Here is a 15,036-nt window from a genome sequence, read left to right as displayed (position 1 = left end):
CTGCCTGCGGCAATGAGCATGGAACGGCCACAGGCGATCGACAACGGAACACGCGTCCACCATCCGGTCCCCGAACCACCAGAAGACCCCGACCCCTCACACGGGGGTTGGAAGAATTGAAGATTCGCGGCGGTCATGGCCTGGGGGAGACGCCCGGTCCCATTCCGAACCCGGAAGCTAAGACCCAGCACGGCAATGGTACTGCACCCGGAAGAGTGTGGGAGAGTAGCACACCGCCGCCATTACACGGAAATATCGGAGGCATCTTCAGGAGGAAATCCTGAAGATGCCTCCTTTTTTCATATCCGCAATAGACCTGGGCTTAATAATTCATGCCTTCTAGCAAAGCCACATTCCAAGTAACTGAACACGGTTAAGCGGAATATGAAAAAGCTACTTCGTACTCATGCTGACTTGCATTTGAGCAGCCTGCGATTTGATATTCGAAAGCATTGATCCGGAACCCCTGGTTTGCTTTGCCGCCTGTTGTTCACGGCCCGGGACACCTAGAATGAAAAGCAGCCAAATCAGGCATGCAAACACATAGACAAAGAAAGTGGATGAGCATGAGCACAAGAATCATTCTTGTAGGAGCCACCGGCAGAGTGGGCGCATTGGCCCTCGAGGACCTGGTCCGTGCCGGACATGAGGTGGTAGCCTGCGCACGAGGAGCCTCGAAGATCCCGGCCAGCCAGCAGGTGGAGTCCATGACCCTGGACCTGCACGACCCGCTCTCCCAGATAACCGATGCATTCCGCAAGGCGCAAGCGGATGTCGTTGTCTTCACCGCAGGCTCGCGCGGCAAGGACATCAACCAGATCGACGCCCTGGGAGCCATGAAGACCATAGAGGCCACTAAAGCGGTCGGCATCACCAGGTACGTCATGCTGGGAGCCATGTACGCAGCCGACTGGCTGCGCTGGGAGCAGCCCCAGGTCAAGCCCGCCATTGACGCCCTCGCCGATTACTACGTGACCAAGAACATGGCCGACCAGTACCTGATCAGCTCCGGACTGGATTACACCATCATCGAGCCAGGCAGCCTGACCGAACAGGACGGCACAGGAGCCATCCAGGTAGAGCCGGACGGCCCCGGACCCATACCGATCGCGGATGTTGCACAATGCCTGGCCGACTGCGTCGACCTCCCCCAGACCACAGGCAGGATCTACAACATCATCGCAGGTGGCACGCCCATCAGACAGGCCCTGACCGCGACGCGGTGACAGACCCCGCCAATTCTTCAAGATCAGTTCTGACGCCAAACGACGCCAAGCCGAAAGTATATACAGTAACGGTAATGGTACCTTGGTTGCAATGCTTGTCGCTGCTGATCGCGTGCTTGCACACTGCGCCCCTGTGATCTTCGGGAAGATGCGGTTGGCTTGGATACAGGAAGGATCTTAAGGAGGTCGTCGATGAACATCACCAATTTTCGGGATCTGGGTGGCATGCGGACCATCCATGGCCGCCGGGTCCGTCCCCACGGGTTCATCCGGTCCGGGCAGCTGGTCGGCCTGGACGAGGAGACCAGGAGGGATCTGGTCGAACGCTACCGGGTGACGCAGGTCGTGGACTTCCGAAGGCCCTTCGAGATACAGGAAAGTCCGGACGACAGGATCGACGGTGTGACCTTCACCAACATCGACCTGCTGGAGCAAAGTGGTACCAACGGCGCCAGCCTGGACGACTTCGCCTCGCTGGGTTTAGCGGATCAGGTCAATGGGCACATGCTGAATGTCTACCATGACCTGGTCATGAGTCCTGCGGCCCAGCAGGGGTATGGGAGATTCCTGCGCATTGTCGTGGGCAACACTCAGGGGGCCACGCTCTTCCATTGCTTTGCCGGCAAGGACAGGACCGGGTTCGCCGCGGCCCTGGTGCTCTGGCTGCTGGAGGTGGACGACGACCGGATATTCGCTGACTATCTGAAGACCAACCAGGAGAGGGTCGCGGCCAACAATCAGTTGCTGGACCAGTTCCGCGCCAAGGGCTTCGACCAGGATTCACTGGACGCACTAGAGATTGCGCTCTGCGTCAAGAGGGAATACCTGGCTCATGCCCAACAGACCATGCTCGAGGCATACGGGGATGTCTTCGCCTACGCCCAGCAGGCTCTAGGGTTCGGACCGGACCAGGTGGAGGCCCTGCGCAGCAACCTGCTGGAGTAACCGCACAGGGCTTGAGCTGGCTGGGACGGGTAGACTCGAGCCTAGACGTCTATTACGAGGAGGACATTGTGCGATACATGAATTTAGGACGGTCAGGATTCCGGGCCTCCCGCGTGGCCCTGGGGGTCATGCGGATCGATCAGAAGAGCCGCGAGGAAGCGCGGACCATTGTGGAGACGGCCATGAATGCGGGCGTGGACTTCTTCGACACAGCAGATTGCTACCACGCCGGGGCCAGCAGCCGTGCCTTGGGACAAGCTTTGAAGGATCTGAGCGTAGACCGGGACAGCGTGGGCATCCAGACCAAGTTCGGCATCTTCCGCAACCCGGACAGCGACCAGATCACCCGCTATGACTTCTCCAAGGACCATCTGCTGAAGGCCCTGGATGAGGAGCTGGTCAACCTTCAGACCGACCACGTCGACTTCGTGCTCCTGCACCGGCCCGACACCCTGGTCGACTTGGATGATCTGGCTGAGGCTTTTAATGAACTGCAATCCAGTGGAAAGGTTCGGCACTTCGGCGTCAGCAATGTCAACCCCATGCAGGTGGAGCTGCTGCAGAGCGCTGTAAGTCAGCGGCTGGAGGTCAACCAGCTGCAGTTCGGTCTGGGACATACCGGCATGGTCGACCAGGAGATTCACGTCAACATGGGCGACGACCCCAGCCTGGACCATGATGGTGGTCTTCTGGCCTATTCGCGGCTTAAGTCCATGACCATTCAGGCCTGGAGCCCCTTCCAGACCGGATACTTCGACGGTGTCTTCCTGGACAATCCCCACTATCCCGAACTCAACGCCGAGCTGGACAAACTGGCCAAGCAGCATGGAGTGGCCAAGAGCGCTATTGCTGTGGCCTGGATTCTGCGGCATCCCGCCGGCATACAGGTGCTCCTGGGATCCATGAACCCTGAGCGCATCACCCAGATGGCTGCTGGTGCGGATGTGGATCTGACAGCCCAGGAATGGTACGACCTCTACCTGAGCGCCGGTCACGATCTGCCCTGATCCCCTTGCATGGTCGCTCACGTCCGCCCGGGTTCTGCCTGGGTTTACCGTTTCATGTTATGAAGGATTGTGCCCTGCCAGTCTGATCTTGCATTGATTTTCTTGCGTCATCTGGCAGGGCTTGCCTGGCTGGGTATCGGGCGCCGTGAGTACAAAAGATGCACAGAAGGATAGTCGGATCGGTTTCGAGGTAGTCGTACGCTGTCATGCATTATTTCACCCCACGACGTTGCGCTGTTACGTCCAAGATCATGTATCACGATCGGGTCAAGGCCCAGCAGGCCGCCGACCGCAGCATGGTCGAACGCGACGTTCTTCTATGGGTCTACCGCTGTGGCTACTGCGGTAGCTGGCATCTGACCAGCCACGAGCCGGGCTCCTACCAGCGCATGAGGGCGGTCTCGCGAGCTTCGAAACCGCACAGCCGTAAACGTGGGTACAAGCCTCGTCGCAGGTGAGGCAGTCATTGCCCTGCAGCCCATGCATTCCTGGTGATTACCAAGCTGATTCTGGTTGATTCTGATTGATTCCGCCGGCCCCGAGCAGCAAGATTGGATTCCGCTGATTTCGCTGCTCGGGGCCGATCGGACTTTATCCCTCCACCAACCAGGCCGGTGAGCTTGTCGGGTGTGCCATACGCCTGTGCGGCTGGCAGGGATTTCGTTGCCTAGCAGGCCGGGTCGAAGCCCTGTCGGCGGATCGAATCCAGCATGGGTTCATGACCGGAGGCGGGATTGCGAACCTTGTCGGCCATTATGGCGCTGAATGAGCGGTGGGGATCGTCCATGTGCCGGATGTCGCGATAATAGCGGGTGACCGTCTGGTCGAAGTCTGCCAGGGCATCCTTCATGTCTGCATCATCATCGGCCCGCTGATAGGTGTTGGTAAAGATTTGCGCTTGACGAGGCATCCTTGGTTTGGGATCCGGATCCTGGGCCGGGTGCCCGATGGCAAGACCCAGCACCGGATAGACCAGTTTGGGTAGTTTCAGCAAATCGATCAATCTGTTCGTGTCATTGATGACGCTGCCCAGAATGACTCCGCCCAGGCCCAGCGCGTTGGCGGCGGTCTCCATGGCATGCAGGGCCAGGACAGCATCGTTCTGCGACTGCAGGAAGACATAACCGGTGTTGAGCAGGGTGGTATCCGGGTCCAGATCATCGGCGAATCGCCGGACCAGGTCGGCATTGCGGCGCTGGTCTGCCAGGAAGATGTAGAGCAACGGGGCTTCGGCGACATAGCGCTGATGGGCCATATCGGCAATGGCAAGTGCCTCATCATGATCCGTGACCCTGATGGCCGACCATTCGTGGAAGTAGCGGCTGGTCGCAGCATGTTGGGCCGCCTGCTCCAGCAAGGCGACGGTCTGGTCGTCAACGGGTTCTTCAGTGAATCCGCGGATTGAGCGCCGCTCAAGCAAGGTTCGTATGGTGGGATTATCGGCCGGATTCGTGGCCGGGGTTTTCTGCGCGTTTGATAAGGTCATTTTGACATTCTGACCGTCAATGCCTTCCAATGCAAGACCTTGTCGTCAAAATCACGCAATCAGCGTTATCTGGACTGGTCTGGTTATCGGTCAGCGTCCCTTGCTTTCAGCGCTGGTGACGACGGTCGATCAGAGCCTGGGAACCCCGCTCGGACAGACCTGAGACCAAGGCGATAACGGCTGCCGACAGAACGCTGAAGAGAAGACCGTCAGTAGCACTCTCCTGATCCTCTTCAGGGCTGTCCACGCCTCCGTTGCGTTTGCGGACCAGTCGGCTCCAGAAGGCCTGGAAGAGTTTGCCTGCCAGCAATGCAGCGATGCCGGGAAGCGCGAACTTGACCAGCTTGTCTGTCAGCGAGTCCGGATCCGATTCAATAGAGTTGCGCATGTCATTCACCTTGCCGTCCACCTGATGAAGCATGCCGACCACTTGGTCGGCCATCCCGCCAGGTTCCCGTCCTGAGTCCGTCATAGGTCCATTATCCCACACGCATGGGGTTAAAATACCATGCATGGATACTGTGAAAAACGCGGCGGGCAATGATGCCTCGGCTGAGAGTGAGGGCTACGCCGTGCTGTTACGGCATGGTCAGACTATTTGGAGCAAAACAGGACAGTATACGGGACGCACTGATATTCCCTTGACTGACCAAGGGTGTGAGCAAGCTAGAGAGGCTGGTCGGAGGCTGGCCAAAGCCTTCCCCAAGGGCTTTGATGCTGGTTGTGTTTTTTCAAGCCCCCTGCAACGTGCCAGGCAGACAGCCGAACTGGCCGGCTTTCCTGATCCGACACCGATGGACGAGATTCTGGAGTGGGATTATGGTCCGGCCGAAGGGCATCGTCCTCAAGATGTGGTGGCTAGTCTCGGCCGTGACTGGAAACTGTGGGTCGACGGCCCGCAGGCCTTGGGCATCAACGAACTGACTGGTGACCGAGTGGTCGTTCTGCCTTCAGGCAATCGTGTTCCAGTGCACGTGACCCGCGGTGAAAGTCTGGATCAGGTGGCCGCTCGTGCGCGAGAGATAGTCAAATGGCTTGAACCCCAGGTATACGCGGGGCGGCATGTGCTCCTGGTGGCGCACGCCCATATCCTGCGCATCCTGACCACGCAGTGGTTGGCCCTGGACCCAAGCAAGGCCCAGTTGTTCAGGATGAATACGGCGCGTTACGGTGTTCTTGGCATCTACCAGGGAGAACGCGTGCTCAGGCAGTGGAACGTGTGAGTCATCATCCGAATGGGACTCTCTCGAATATTTGATGCTTCTAGTCTGTTGTCCAGATAGATGCGGTGTGCACAGAACCCGATAAGCTTGTTAGTGCGAGGGCATGTCATCGATGGACGGGGACGAAAGACAGGTCGGACGCCGCTATCGACCGGTATCATTGCAACTTCAACAATTCAATGATATGAGTATGCTGATGCATCCACTGATGTTTCGGTTGTTGTGACGATTAAGCCCTATGACCGCACAGGATCATTAGGATGGACTGGGATGGTTACATTGCAAGATGTCGCACACGCGGCAGGGGTGTCGATCGCGACCGCTTCGTGGGCTGTCAATGACAATAAGGATGTCAGAATTCCTGAGGAGACCAAGAAGCGCGTAAGGCGTATAGCGAAGAGCATGGGGTACAGAAGAAACGCCCTGGCAAGCGGCTTGGCGCGCGGGCGGTCCGACTCAATCGGATTCATCAGTGACGGGGTTGCTACTTCTCCGTTTGCAGGTCAGGTCATCCGCGGTGCTCAGGATGAGGCTTGGCGCAATGGCAAAATACTGTTGGTGGTCGATACCAACGGCGATTCGCGTATAGAGCACAGCGCGCTTTCATTCATGCTGGAGAGGCAGGTTGAAGGCATCGTCTATTCCAGTTGGGTGCATCACGAAGTAGTCCCTCCTAAAGAATTAAGGCAGGTCAATTCGGTTCTGGTGAATTGCTATGACCGTGACAGTACATACCCGGCAGTCGTGCCAGATGAGGTACAGGGTGGTTTGACCGCAACCAATCTGCTCATTGCTGCGGGTCATAAACGGATAGCGTTCATCAATCAGTCGGAATCTTCACCTGCTTCGGTTGGGCGTTTGCGGGGATATCGTCAGGCATTGGAACAGGCGCAGATTTCCTTCGACCCCTCCTTGGTGATTCTTGCCAAGGCCGATCAAGAGGGTGGGTATGGAGCAGTGGACGCGCTGATGAAGACAGGGGCTACTGCGGTATTCTGCCATAACGATAGAACGGCCATGGGCCTGTACGACGCTTTGAGGGAGCGTGGAGTGCGTGTTCCCGATCATCTTTCGGTCGTTGGGTTCGACAACCAGGAAGTGATTGCGGCCCACCTTCATCCTGGTCTGACAACCGTGGCTCTTCCTCAATACGATCTCGGTGTACTTGGAGTGCGCATGCTGCTTGAGCCGTCGTCGGACAGGAAACACTCAAAGGATGCGGAAAGTGCCCCCGCTGTAAGACCAGGACCCAAGGATTTGCAGGAATATCAGCCGGTGCATGTCTCTTGCCCCTCAGTGGTCAGGCGCTCTATTGCCGTGCCGGCGCGCTGATGGTTTTACTTAATAAGTAGGCCTTGCGCTCAGCAACACATCCGCCTGCGACAGGCTGGACCGTGATTTGACAAAAACAGGGAAGCAGCTATTCTGGATAGTGCTTAAGCGATTAAACAAGGGAGAATAATCGCAGATTCATCGATCACGGCTGATCGAAACGACAAGAATAGATTGGACTGACTTAGTGAACACGCTATACTATCAAGCCCCGGGGTATTGGGTGGGGGATTGTATGCCTTTCGGCGAGGGCGATACCTTTTACATCTTCCACCAACGCGACGATAGGGATCCAGAGCCGCTTGGAAAGCCATTCGGGTGGTCCCTGGTTACGACAAAGGACTTCATCCATTATGAAGATCATGGCGTGGTAATCCCACACGGTGGTGAGCGTGATCAGGATCAGTTCATTTATGCCGGCTCTGTTTGCAAAGTCGATGATTGCTACCACATCATTTACACCGGCTACAACAGAAATATCGAGAACGAAGGAGGGCTTTCTCAGGTTCCGATGCATGCTGTCAGCAGCGACCTGTATCACTGGCGCAAAGTGGACGAACCATTGCCCTTCCTGCCTCAAGATGGGTATGACCCCTCTGATTGGAGAGATCCTTGGGTGGTCAGGGACGATGAGCAAGACCGGTATCTGGTCTTGCTGGGCGCTCGACAGCCCGGTCCGAAGACAAGACGAACCGGCAGGACAGTCTGCTTTTCATCACCGGATTTCATGAATTGGAAATTTGAGGGCGATTTTTGGGCCCCGGGCCTGTATACGATGCATGAGATGCCGGACCTGTTCAAAATGGGAGACTGGTGGTATCACATAGTCACCGAGTACAGCGACAGACACGGGATGACCTATAGGATGTCAAGGAGCTTGAATGGGCCTTGGCTGCAGCCGCCGGACGACGGTCTGGAAGGAAGCGCATATTATGCCGCACGAACCTTCGCCTTGAACGGCCACCGTATCCTGTTCGGCTGGGTTGGGACCAAGGAAGGGAATCAGGACACTGGCAATTATGAATGGGGCGGCGCATTCGTGCCTCATGAGATCTTCCAGCGGCCGGACCATACTTTAGGCGTTAAGCCAGTCACTACACTCTGGGACGGTTTTGTTGATCGGAAGCCCATCGATGACTTTGCCATGCAAGGTGACGATGGCAGAGTGCAACATAGGATCGCCGACCATCTTGGCAGTCCTTTTGCCTTTGAAGCCGATGTCAGATTCGCCCCTTCCACTCGCTCCTTCGGGATCGTCTTGGAGGAGGATCCGGATACCGAAGCAGGCTATCAGTTCCTTTGCAAGGTTGACGACAACCGATGCACGTTTGAGGGAAGTCCGAACTATCCTTGGTTTAACACCATGAATATAGGCCTGACCAGACCTGTGCGCCTGGATGCAGACAGTGCTCATCATTTGCAAGTCGTTGTGGACGATACGATTGCCACCTTATACATTGACGGGGAGGCTTTGAGCACCAGAATGTATCGGTCCGGCGGTGGATCCGTCGGCATGTTCGTAACCGACGGCTCCCTCACACTCTCGAATGCTTGGATATCAAATACGGTAAGGAGATGATAGTTGTAAAACAATAAAGGCGTTATGCGATGACGGGGAACATCGTTGAGGCTGACAGCAATTGCTTAAGCGCTTATGCTAGGCATACATACAGGATGTGATGATGAGTCAAGGCTTCCAATGGAGGAAGGCATGAATACAGTCAGGAAAACGACGGCCGTAATCGCAGCCGCGGTACTCACAATGGGTGTTCTCTCGGGTTGTGGAGGAACAGGGGCTAGTAGCAGCTCGCAAGGTCGGGTCTACTACATGAATCAGAAAGGCGAAAACAATGAACAGTTCGTTCAGTTAGGAAAGCTGTTCACTAAGGATACGGGCATACCATTCGATATTACGACTGCTTCCCCAGGCAATTATGAGCAAACCCTGAAAAGCGAACTCGCCAAGACCAATGCGCCGACGCTTATCGGCCTGGACAACAATGACTTTCCCAACTGGGTGGATTATTGCGATGATCTTTCCGGGACGCGCATGTACAAGGATCTGCAGAACCGTGATTATGTGCTCAAAGATGGCGATACAGTCAAGGCCATTCCTTTTGTGCTTGACCGGTATGGCATTATCTACAATCGTGCGATTCTGAAAAAATATTTCGCCGCAGACTGGGCGAGCATTCACTCCGAACAGGAAGTCCGAGGATTTGATGCTCTCAAAAAAATGGTCGAAGAGATTCAGGCTCATAAAAGCGATCTAGGCATCAAAGGAGCATTCACCTCTGCTGGATTCGAGGCCAGTTCACGGCCTAGGTACGGCGACATGCTGCCGCATATACCGGTGTTTTACGAATATCGAGATCAGAACACGACGGTGATTCCTTCAAAGGTATCGGGCAAGTATGTGCCTAATCTCAAGAAGATATTCGATTTGATGATCAAGAACGAGACGGTTGCGCCAACACAGCTTTCAGGTGCGACTCTGGACGATGCTATTTCGGAATTTGCGCTTGGTGATGCGGCTTTCATCGAGATGGGATCGTGGGCGTATCCACAGCTGCGCGGCAAGAAAGTCTCGGATAAGGATATGGGAGTTTTCCCGCTGTATATGGGAATCCCGGGTGAGGAAAACTCCGGGTTAACGATCAGCTCCAACTATTTCGCCATTAACAGCAAAGCCTCGCAAAAAGACAAAGACGCTACCAAGAAGTTTCTGGACTGGATGCTCGATAACGCTGGAGCCAGAAAAATCGTCACTGACACCATGGGCTTCGAGACTCCTTTCAAATCCTATGCCAAGGCGGGTTTCAAAACGAAGAATCCCATACTGCGTGCCAATGATGTTTATGCCAAGCGGAACTGCTATGACTTGGTCATCCGCCCGCTTCCCACGGCTCAATGGGCTTTGACCATGGCCGATGCGATGTTGGAATACGCCCAGGGGACTGGGCCATGGTCCAAGGTTGAATCGTCCTTCGTCGATGGGTGGACATCCGAGTACAACACGGTTCACAAGTCGTGAGGGAAGCTTGACTGCGCCGTAATCGGAGTGGAACTGGCGCGGTTGTGCATGAGTAAAGGATATACACGGTACGCATGCCGCGCGAACACGGGATGTCTGTTCGGCTGGATGCGCACCGGTATGGATGAATCATTGGATTCTGTCTCGGAGGTTGATAATGATATCGATGGCCGGCAAGACGATTTCCCGTTGGTGGGCCTTGTTCGTCTTGCCTACGTTTGTGGCATTCGTGATTGGATTCGTCATCCCCTTCATATTGGGGATTTGGCTGAGTCTATGTCGTTTCACGACTATTGCAGATGCCAATTTCATAGGAACGAAAAACTACGCTGCAGCCATATCGGATCCTGAATTCTGGCATGCTTTGTGGTACACGGCCTTGTTTACGGTGGTCACTACGGTAATCGTCAATGTGTGTGCCTTCGCGATCGCCAGTCTGCTAACGAAGGCGATAAGGGGAGCGAATCTTTTCCGGTCGATCTTCTTCATGCCCAATCTGATAGGTGGCATCGTGCTCGGCTATATCTGGATGCTGTTGCTCAACGGTGTCCTCCAGCATTGGGGTAAGTCCATCACCTTTTCAGGTACGTACGGATTCTGGGGAATGGTATTGCTGATGTGCTGGCAGCAGATCGGTTACATGATGATTATCTACATCGCCGGGTTGCAGACCCTGCCCGGTGATGTCATCGAAGCTGCATCGGTTGATGGAGCAAGCGGCGCCCAGACCCTGTTCCATATCACCATTCCGCTGATGATGCCATCAATAACCGTTTGTACGTTTTTGTCGATCACCAATGGCTTTAAAATGTTCGATCAGAATTTGGCTCTGACCAATGGAGCACCGTCCAATTCTTCAGAACTGGTTGCGTTGAACATTTATAGGACATTTTACGGACGGGCTGGGTTCGAGGGAGCAGGCCAGGCCAAGGCGGTTATTTTCTTCGTCATCGTGGCCCTTGTCGCTATCCTGCAGAACAGGCTTACCGCTCGCAAGGAGGTAACCGCATGAGTGCCAAAGCCAAACATTCAGGCTGGTGGACACTGTTCTTCACACTGGTGTGCCTACTGTGGGTATTCCCGATAGTGCTGGTGGGTATCAATTCCTTCAAGGACAAAGTCTATATCACTCATGATGCCTTCTCCCTTCCGCTGGGCGACATGTTCGCGGGCCTCGACAATTACCGAAAGGGCATTGAACAGACCAACTTCTTTGCCAGTTTTGGATGGACGGTAGTGGTAACGGTAGGATCTGTCGCACTGATTCTGCTATGTACTTCGATGTGTGCCTGGTGGATCGTCCGGGTGAACAATCGTACGGCAAAATCGCTTTATCTGGTCTTCCTCTTCAACATGATCGTTCCCTTCCAGATGGTGATGTTCACCCTGTCCAAGATGGCCGACATTATAGGGCTCAACACGCCTTGGGGCCTGTGGATCATATATCTTGGGTTCGGCTCCGGACTTCCGGTGTTCATATTCACCGGAGTGGTCAAGGGAATCCCCCAAGAGCTGGAGGAGTCGGCCATGATTGACGGGGCGAGTGTCCCCAGGACCTTTTTTGAGATTGTTGTGCCCATCATGAAACCCTCCATAGTGTCAGTGGCGATTCTGGAAGCCATGGGAATCTGGAATGACTTCCTGCTGCCCTACTTGACTTTGGATCTGCGAAAATATCGGACCATCAGCATTGCAGTGCAATATCTCAAAGGCGGTTACGGGACTGTCGATATGGGAGCGATGATGGGATGTCTTGTCATGGCTATCATTCCCATAGTCATTTTTTATGTAATCTGTCAGAAGTACATCATCAGTGGAGTATTGGCTGGTGCTGTAAAGGGCTGAAACTGCAATTCCTCCATGGTCCCTGGGCTGCTTTCTTAGGCCCGGGGACCATTTTCATTCCTCCGACAGGCTGTTTGGCTAGCCTGGTTGCAATACCGCGGACGGTATGTGCTGAGCAGGAGCCTCAGTCTGCCTGTCTGCATCATCGGAGGATTTTGTGACAGTAGAGCTGATTTTGAATTGCAAACGGTGTCATTAATATATGTCATCTCTTCGTCTCTAAGACTTGCCGCAGATTGAAGGATAGTTGCTGTTTCTCCAGTGATCGTAAAGGCTGAGTAATGATTTGCAGGCAGACAAGTTTCTTATTATGATAACGTGTGCAATACAAGTAGTCGCTTGGCGCTATGTCATTGATGGCGATTCGGTGTTGGTAATGGCCTTTCCGGGCAAGGACGGGGAAGGCCACTGTCAAAGCAGACCGGGCCGAGGCGAGGTTTGGCATCAATGGCGAGAATGGAGGAACTGCCCAATGACGGAATTGACTGAGCCAAGAGCATCAATATCAGCAGCCGAGTTTGCTGAGGGGGTTCGCAAACGACTGGTTCAACGCTGGGGAGTCGATGAGGCTGCAGCATCGCCGGTTCAGATTTATCAAGCAGCTTCTCAGCTGGTACGCGATCGTATGGCGCCATCTTGGAAGTGCAGCAATCGACGCATGGCCGAAGGCACGACCAGGACTGTGGGCTACTTGAGCGCAGAGTATCTGCTGGGGCGGCAATTGCCCAATGCTCTTCTGGACGCAGGGATGACTGATCAATTTAATGAAGCCATGCGGGAATTGGGTTTTGACCCCGATGACGTCATCGAAGCAGAGCATGAGCCCGGTTTGGGCAACGGCGGATTGGGCAGACTGGCAGCCTGCTTTATGGATTCTTTGGCCTCGCTTGATCTGCCGGCCATCGGGTATGGTATTCGGTACCGCTATGGCATATTCGAGCAGGTCTTCGATGCGGATGGCAGACAGTTGGAAAAGCCCGATAACTGGTTGTCTGCCGGCGATGCCTGGGGATATCGACAGGTGGAGAGAGCGCAAAGGGTTGCTTTTGGAGGACAGGTTACGGGGCAGGATGGCCACAGGGTTTGGCGCCCGGCCTGGTCGGTTCAGGCGGTTCCCTATGACTATCCGATCCCTGGTTATGCATCCGGGCGTATAAATACGCTTCGTCTCTGGCAGTCTGAAGCATATGACGGCTTTGATCTGCAACGCTTCAACCAGTCGGACTACGATGGCGCGGTACAGGCTCAGGTGCGAGCGAATACCATCAGCGCGATCCTTTATCCCGAGGATTCCACTGCGGACGGCAAGCGTCTCAGATTGGAGCAGCAGTATTTCTTTGTCGCTGCATCCTTGGCCGATGCCATAGCGACCTTCTACCATGGTCAGGCTCATCCTGATCTGAGTGCTCTGCCTGATCATATTTGTTTCCAGTTGAACGATACGCATCCGGTCATCGGGATCGCCGAACTGATGCGCATCCTTTTGGATGACTTCGGCTATGAATGGGCACAGGCATGGGAGATCACACAGAGGACTTTCAACTATACCTGTCATACGCTCTTGCCAGAGGCTTTGGAGGAGTGGCCGCGCTCGCTTTTTGCGGAATTGTTGCCCAGGCATATGGAGATCATCGAGCGCATCGATGCTGATTTTGTCAGATATTTGAGGGACGAACAGGTTGACCAGGAGCGGATTGATGCCATGCGTATCATCACGCGAGGCGAGGATCCTACAATTCGCATGGCCTATCTGGCTACGGTTGGATCCACCAAGGTCAACGGTGTTGCACAGCTGCATTCCAGACTTCTGCAAGAGGTCACGCTCAGGGACTTTCACACCGTTTATCCTGGCAAGTTCACCAACGTAACCAATGGAGTGACTCCTAGACGCTTCATGAGACTGGCAAATCCGCGGCTCTCGGATCTGATTACGGAGGGTTTGGGGACTGATTCTTGGGTTGCCGACCTTTCCAAACTGTCTGGTTTGGAACCGCTGGCCGATGATGACGGCTTCGTGGCGCGCTTCATGCACGTCAAGGATGACAATAAAAGGGATTTTGCTCTCTATGCTCAACGACGGTATGGCTTCAGCCCCGACCCTTCAACCATGTTCGATGTCATGGTCAAGCGCCTGCATGAGTACAAGCGGCAGTCATTGAAGATACTGGCGGTCATTGCTGATTACTCCGATATAATCGCCGGAGGATCCGACAATCATCGGGCGCAGCCAAGAACGGTTATTTTCGGTGCAAAGGCCGCCCCTGGTTATGCCATGGCCAAGCTGACCATCCAGCTGATCAACAATGTGGCCAGAGTCATCAATGCGGATCCACGGACCGATGGATTGCTTAAGGTGTATTTCCCGGCAAACTACAACATCAGCATGGCGGAACACCTGATTCCCGCCACGGACCTTGATGAGCAGATTTCGCAGGCCGGCAAGGAGGCCAGCGGGACAAGCAACATGAAATTCGCGCTGAATGGGGCTCTGACTGTCGGAACTTTGGACGGGGCAAATGTGGAGATACGCGAGAAGGTGGGTGCAGAGAACTTCTTTGCTTTCGGGCTGAACGTGGATCAGGTGCATGCTTTGGATGCTGAGGGATATGCTCCTATGGCATATTACGACAAGGATGCTCGTCTGAGAGCTGCTATTGACATGGTGGCATCAGGAGCCTTTTCGCATGGTGATCGTGATACTTATCGCAAGCTTGTCCAGGATTGGCTGAAGCACGATCAATTCATGGTCATGGCTGACTTCGGAGCCTACATGGATGCTCAGCGCAGGATTGACCAAGCATACAGACAGCCCGATCAGTGGGCTCGCAAAGCCATACTCAATATCGCCCGATGTGGCTCTTTCAGTTCCGATCGGGCGGTAGAGGATTATCTGACCCGGATTTGGATGCCAGGAACACGCAGATAAGCGGGGCCTGAC

13 protein-coding genes and 1 rRNA gene are annotated in these 15,036 nt (G+C 54.7%); 12 read left to right on the top strand and 2 right to left on the bottom strand.

Annotated elements, in window-relative coordinates; all coding sequences use genetic code 11:
- Positions 1-125 precede the first annotated feature (125 nt).
- From rrf to H3V04_RS06730, 5 genes are all read left to right on the top strand, one after another.
- Positions 126-242, top strand: a 5S ribosomal RNA gene (gene rrf, locus H3V04_RS06750).
- A gap of 324 nt (positions 243-566) precedes the next feature.
- On the top strand, positions 567-1,226 hold the full coding sequence (locus H3V04_RS06745) for an SDR family oxidoreductase (RefSeq protein ID WP_198187669.1): 660 nt from the start codon (positions 567-569) through the stop codon (positions 1,224-1,226).
- 192 nt (positions 1,227-1,418) lie between these two features.
- The gene (locus tag H3V04_RS06740; RefSeq protein WP_198187667.1) at positions 1,419-2,171 is read left to right on the top strand and encodes a tyrosine-protein phosphatase; all 753 of its coding nucleotides are present in this window, start codon (positions 1,419-1,421) and stop codon (positions 2,169-2,171) included.
- A 68-nt stretch (positions 2,172-2,239) separates the two neighbouring features.
- Positions 2,240-3,178 carry an aldo/keto reductase gene (locus tag H3V04_RS06735; protein WP_198176994.1) on the top strand — a complete coding sequence of 313 codons (939 nt, stop codon included), beginning with the start codon at positions 2,240-2,242 and terminating at the stop codon, positions 3,176-3,178.
- A gap of 206 nt (positions 3,179-3,384) precedes the next feature.
- The gene (locus H3V04_RS06730) at positions 3,385-3,636 is read left to right on the top strand and encodes a hypothetical protein (RefSeq protein WP_198187665.1); all 252 of its coding nucleotides are present in this window, start codon (positions 3,385-3,387) and stop codon (positions 3,634-3,636) included.
- 209 nt (positions 3,637-3,845) lie between these two features.
- Here the strand turns inward: H3V04_RS06730 and H3V04_RS06725 are convergent, their stop codons facing one another.
- A complete protein-coding gene (locus H3V04_RS06725; protein WP_198187663.1) occupies positions 3,846-4,664 on the bottom strand; it encodes a nitroreductase family protein in 819 nt (272 codons plus the stop codon).
- 106 nt (positions 4,665-4,770) lie between these two features.
- On the bottom strand, positions 4,771-5,136 hold the full coding sequence (locus H3V04_RS06720) for a DUF4235 domain-containing protein (RefSeq protein WP_198187661.1): 366 nt from the start codon (positions 5,134-5,136) through the stop codon (positions 4,771-4,773).
- A gap of 40 nt (positions 5,137-5,176) precedes the next feature.
- Between H3V04_RS06720 and H3V04_RS06715 the strand changes: the two genes are divergently transcribed.
- The 7 genes from H3V04_RS06715 (at position 5,177) to H3V04_RS06685 (ending at position 15,024) form a co-directional block, all read left to right on the top strand.
- Complete coding sequence (locus H3V04_RS06715; protein ID WP_198176990.1) at positions 5,177-5,887, top strand: histidine phosphatase family protein; 711 nt, start codon at positions 5,177-5,179, stop codon at positions 5,885-5,887.
- A gap of 270 nt (positions 5,888-6,157) precedes the next feature.
- Positions 6,158-7,219 (top strand): LacI family DNA-binding transcriptional regulator, encoded by a 1,062-nt coding sequence (locus H3V04_RS06710; RefSeq protein ID WP_198178555.1) that lies wholly within the window; start codon positions 6,158-6,160, stop codon positions 7,217-7,219.
- Between the two features lie 235 nt (positions 7,220-7,454).
- Positions 7,455-8,798 carry a glycosyl hydrolase family 32 gene (locus tag H3V04_RS06705; protein WP_232342618.1) on the top strand — a complete coding sequence of 448 codons (1,344 nt, stop codon included), beginning with the start codon at positions 7,455-7,457 and terminating at the stop codon, positions 8,796-8,798.
- Between the two features lie 120 nt (positions 8,799-8,918).
- Positions 8,919-10,253, top strand: a complete 1,335-nt coding sequence (locus H3V04_RS06700) for an ABC transporter substrate-binding protein (protein WP_232342617.1) — start codon at positions 8,919-8,921, stop codon at positions 10,251-10,253.
- Between the two features lie 157 nt (positions 10,254-10,410).
- Positions 10,411-11,265 (top strand): carbohydrate ABC transporter permease, encoded by an 855-nt coding sequence (locus tag H3V04_RS06695; protein WP_045934904.1) that lies wholly within the window; start codon positions 10,411-10,413, stop codon positions 11,263-11,265.
- Positions 11,262-12,098: a carbohydrate ABC transporter permease gene (locus tag H3V04_RS06690; RefSeq protein WP_198187657.1), complete on the top strand. Its 837-nt coding sequence runs from the start codon at positions 11,262-11,264 to the stop codon at positions 12,096-12,098. Before H3V04_RS06695 ends, H3V04_RS06690 begins: the two co-directional genes overlap by 4 nt.
- Positions 12,099-12,570: 472 nt before the next feature.
- Positions 12,571-15,024, top strand: a complete 2,454-nt coding sequence (locus H3V04_RS06685; RefSeq protein ID WP_198187655.1) for a glycogen/starch/alpha-glucan phosphorylase — start codon at positions 12,571-12,573, stop codon at positions 15,022-15,024.
- The last annotated feature ends 12 nt before the right edge of the window (positions 15,025-15,036 follow it).

Origin of the sequence: Bifidobacterium sp. M0353 (assembly GCF_016100645.1) — a bacterium.
In the GTDB taxonomy this organism is placed as follows: Bacteria; Actinomycetota; Actinomycetes; order Actinomycetales; family Bifidobacteriaceae; genus Bombiscardovia; species Bombiscardovia choladohabitans.
This window is presented reverse-complemented; position numbering and strand designations above follow the sequence as displayed.

What these genes read in the sequence shown, in the direction of transcription:
- H3V04_RS06745 (WP_198187669.1), top strand. Translation starts at nt 567, where the DNA reads ATGAGCACAAGAATCATTCTTGTAGGAGCCACCGGCAGAGTGGGCGCA.
- H3V04_RS06740 (WP_198187667.1), top strand. Translation starts at nt 1,419, where the DNA reads ATGAACATCACCAATTTTCGGGATCTGGGTGGCATGCGGACCATCCAT.
- H3V04_RS06730 (WP_198187665.1), top strand. Translation starts at nt 3,385, where the DNA reads ATGCATTATTTCACCCCACGACGTTGCGCTGTTACGTCCAAGATCATG.
- H3V04_RS06725 (WP_198187663.1), bottom strand. Translation starts at nt 4,664, where the DNA reads ATGACCTTATCAAACGCGCAGAAAACCCCGGCCACGAATCCGGCCGAT.
- H3V04_RS06720 (WP_198187661.1), bottom strand. Translation starts at nt 5,136, where the DNA reads ATGACGGACTCAGGACGGGAACCTGGCGGGATGGCCGACCAAGTGGTC.
- H3V04_RS06715 (WP_198176990.1), top strand. Translation starts at nt 5,177, where the DNA reads ATGGATACTGTGAAAAACGCGGCGGGCAATGATGCCTCGGCTGAGAGT.
- H3V04_RS06710 (WP_198178555.1), top strand. Translation starts at nt 6,158, where the DNA reads ATGGTTACATTGCAAGATGTCGCACACGCGGCAGGGGTGTCGATCGCG.
- H3V04_RS06705 (WP_232342618.1), top strand. Translation starts at nt 7,455, where the DNA reads ATGCCTTTCGGCGAGGGCGATACCTTTTACATCTTCCACCAACGCGAC.
- H3V04_RS06700 (WP_232342617.1), top strand. Translation starts at nt 8,919, where the DNA reads ATGGAGGAAGGCATGAATACAGTCAGGAAAACGACGGCCGTAATCGCA.
- H3V04_RS06695 (WP_045934904.1), top strand. Translation starts at nt 10,411, where the DNA reads ATGATATCGATGGCCGGCAAGACGATTTCCCGTTGGTGGGCCTTGTTC.
- H3V04_RS06690 (WP_198187657.1), top strand. Translation starts at nt 11,262, where the DNA reads ATGAGTGCCAAAGCCAAACATTCAGGCTGGTGGACACTGTTCTTCACA.
- H3V04_RS06685 (WP_198187655.1), top strand. Translation starts at nt 12,571, where the DNA reads ATGACGGAATTGACTGAGCCAAGAGCATCAATATCAGCAGCCGAGTTT.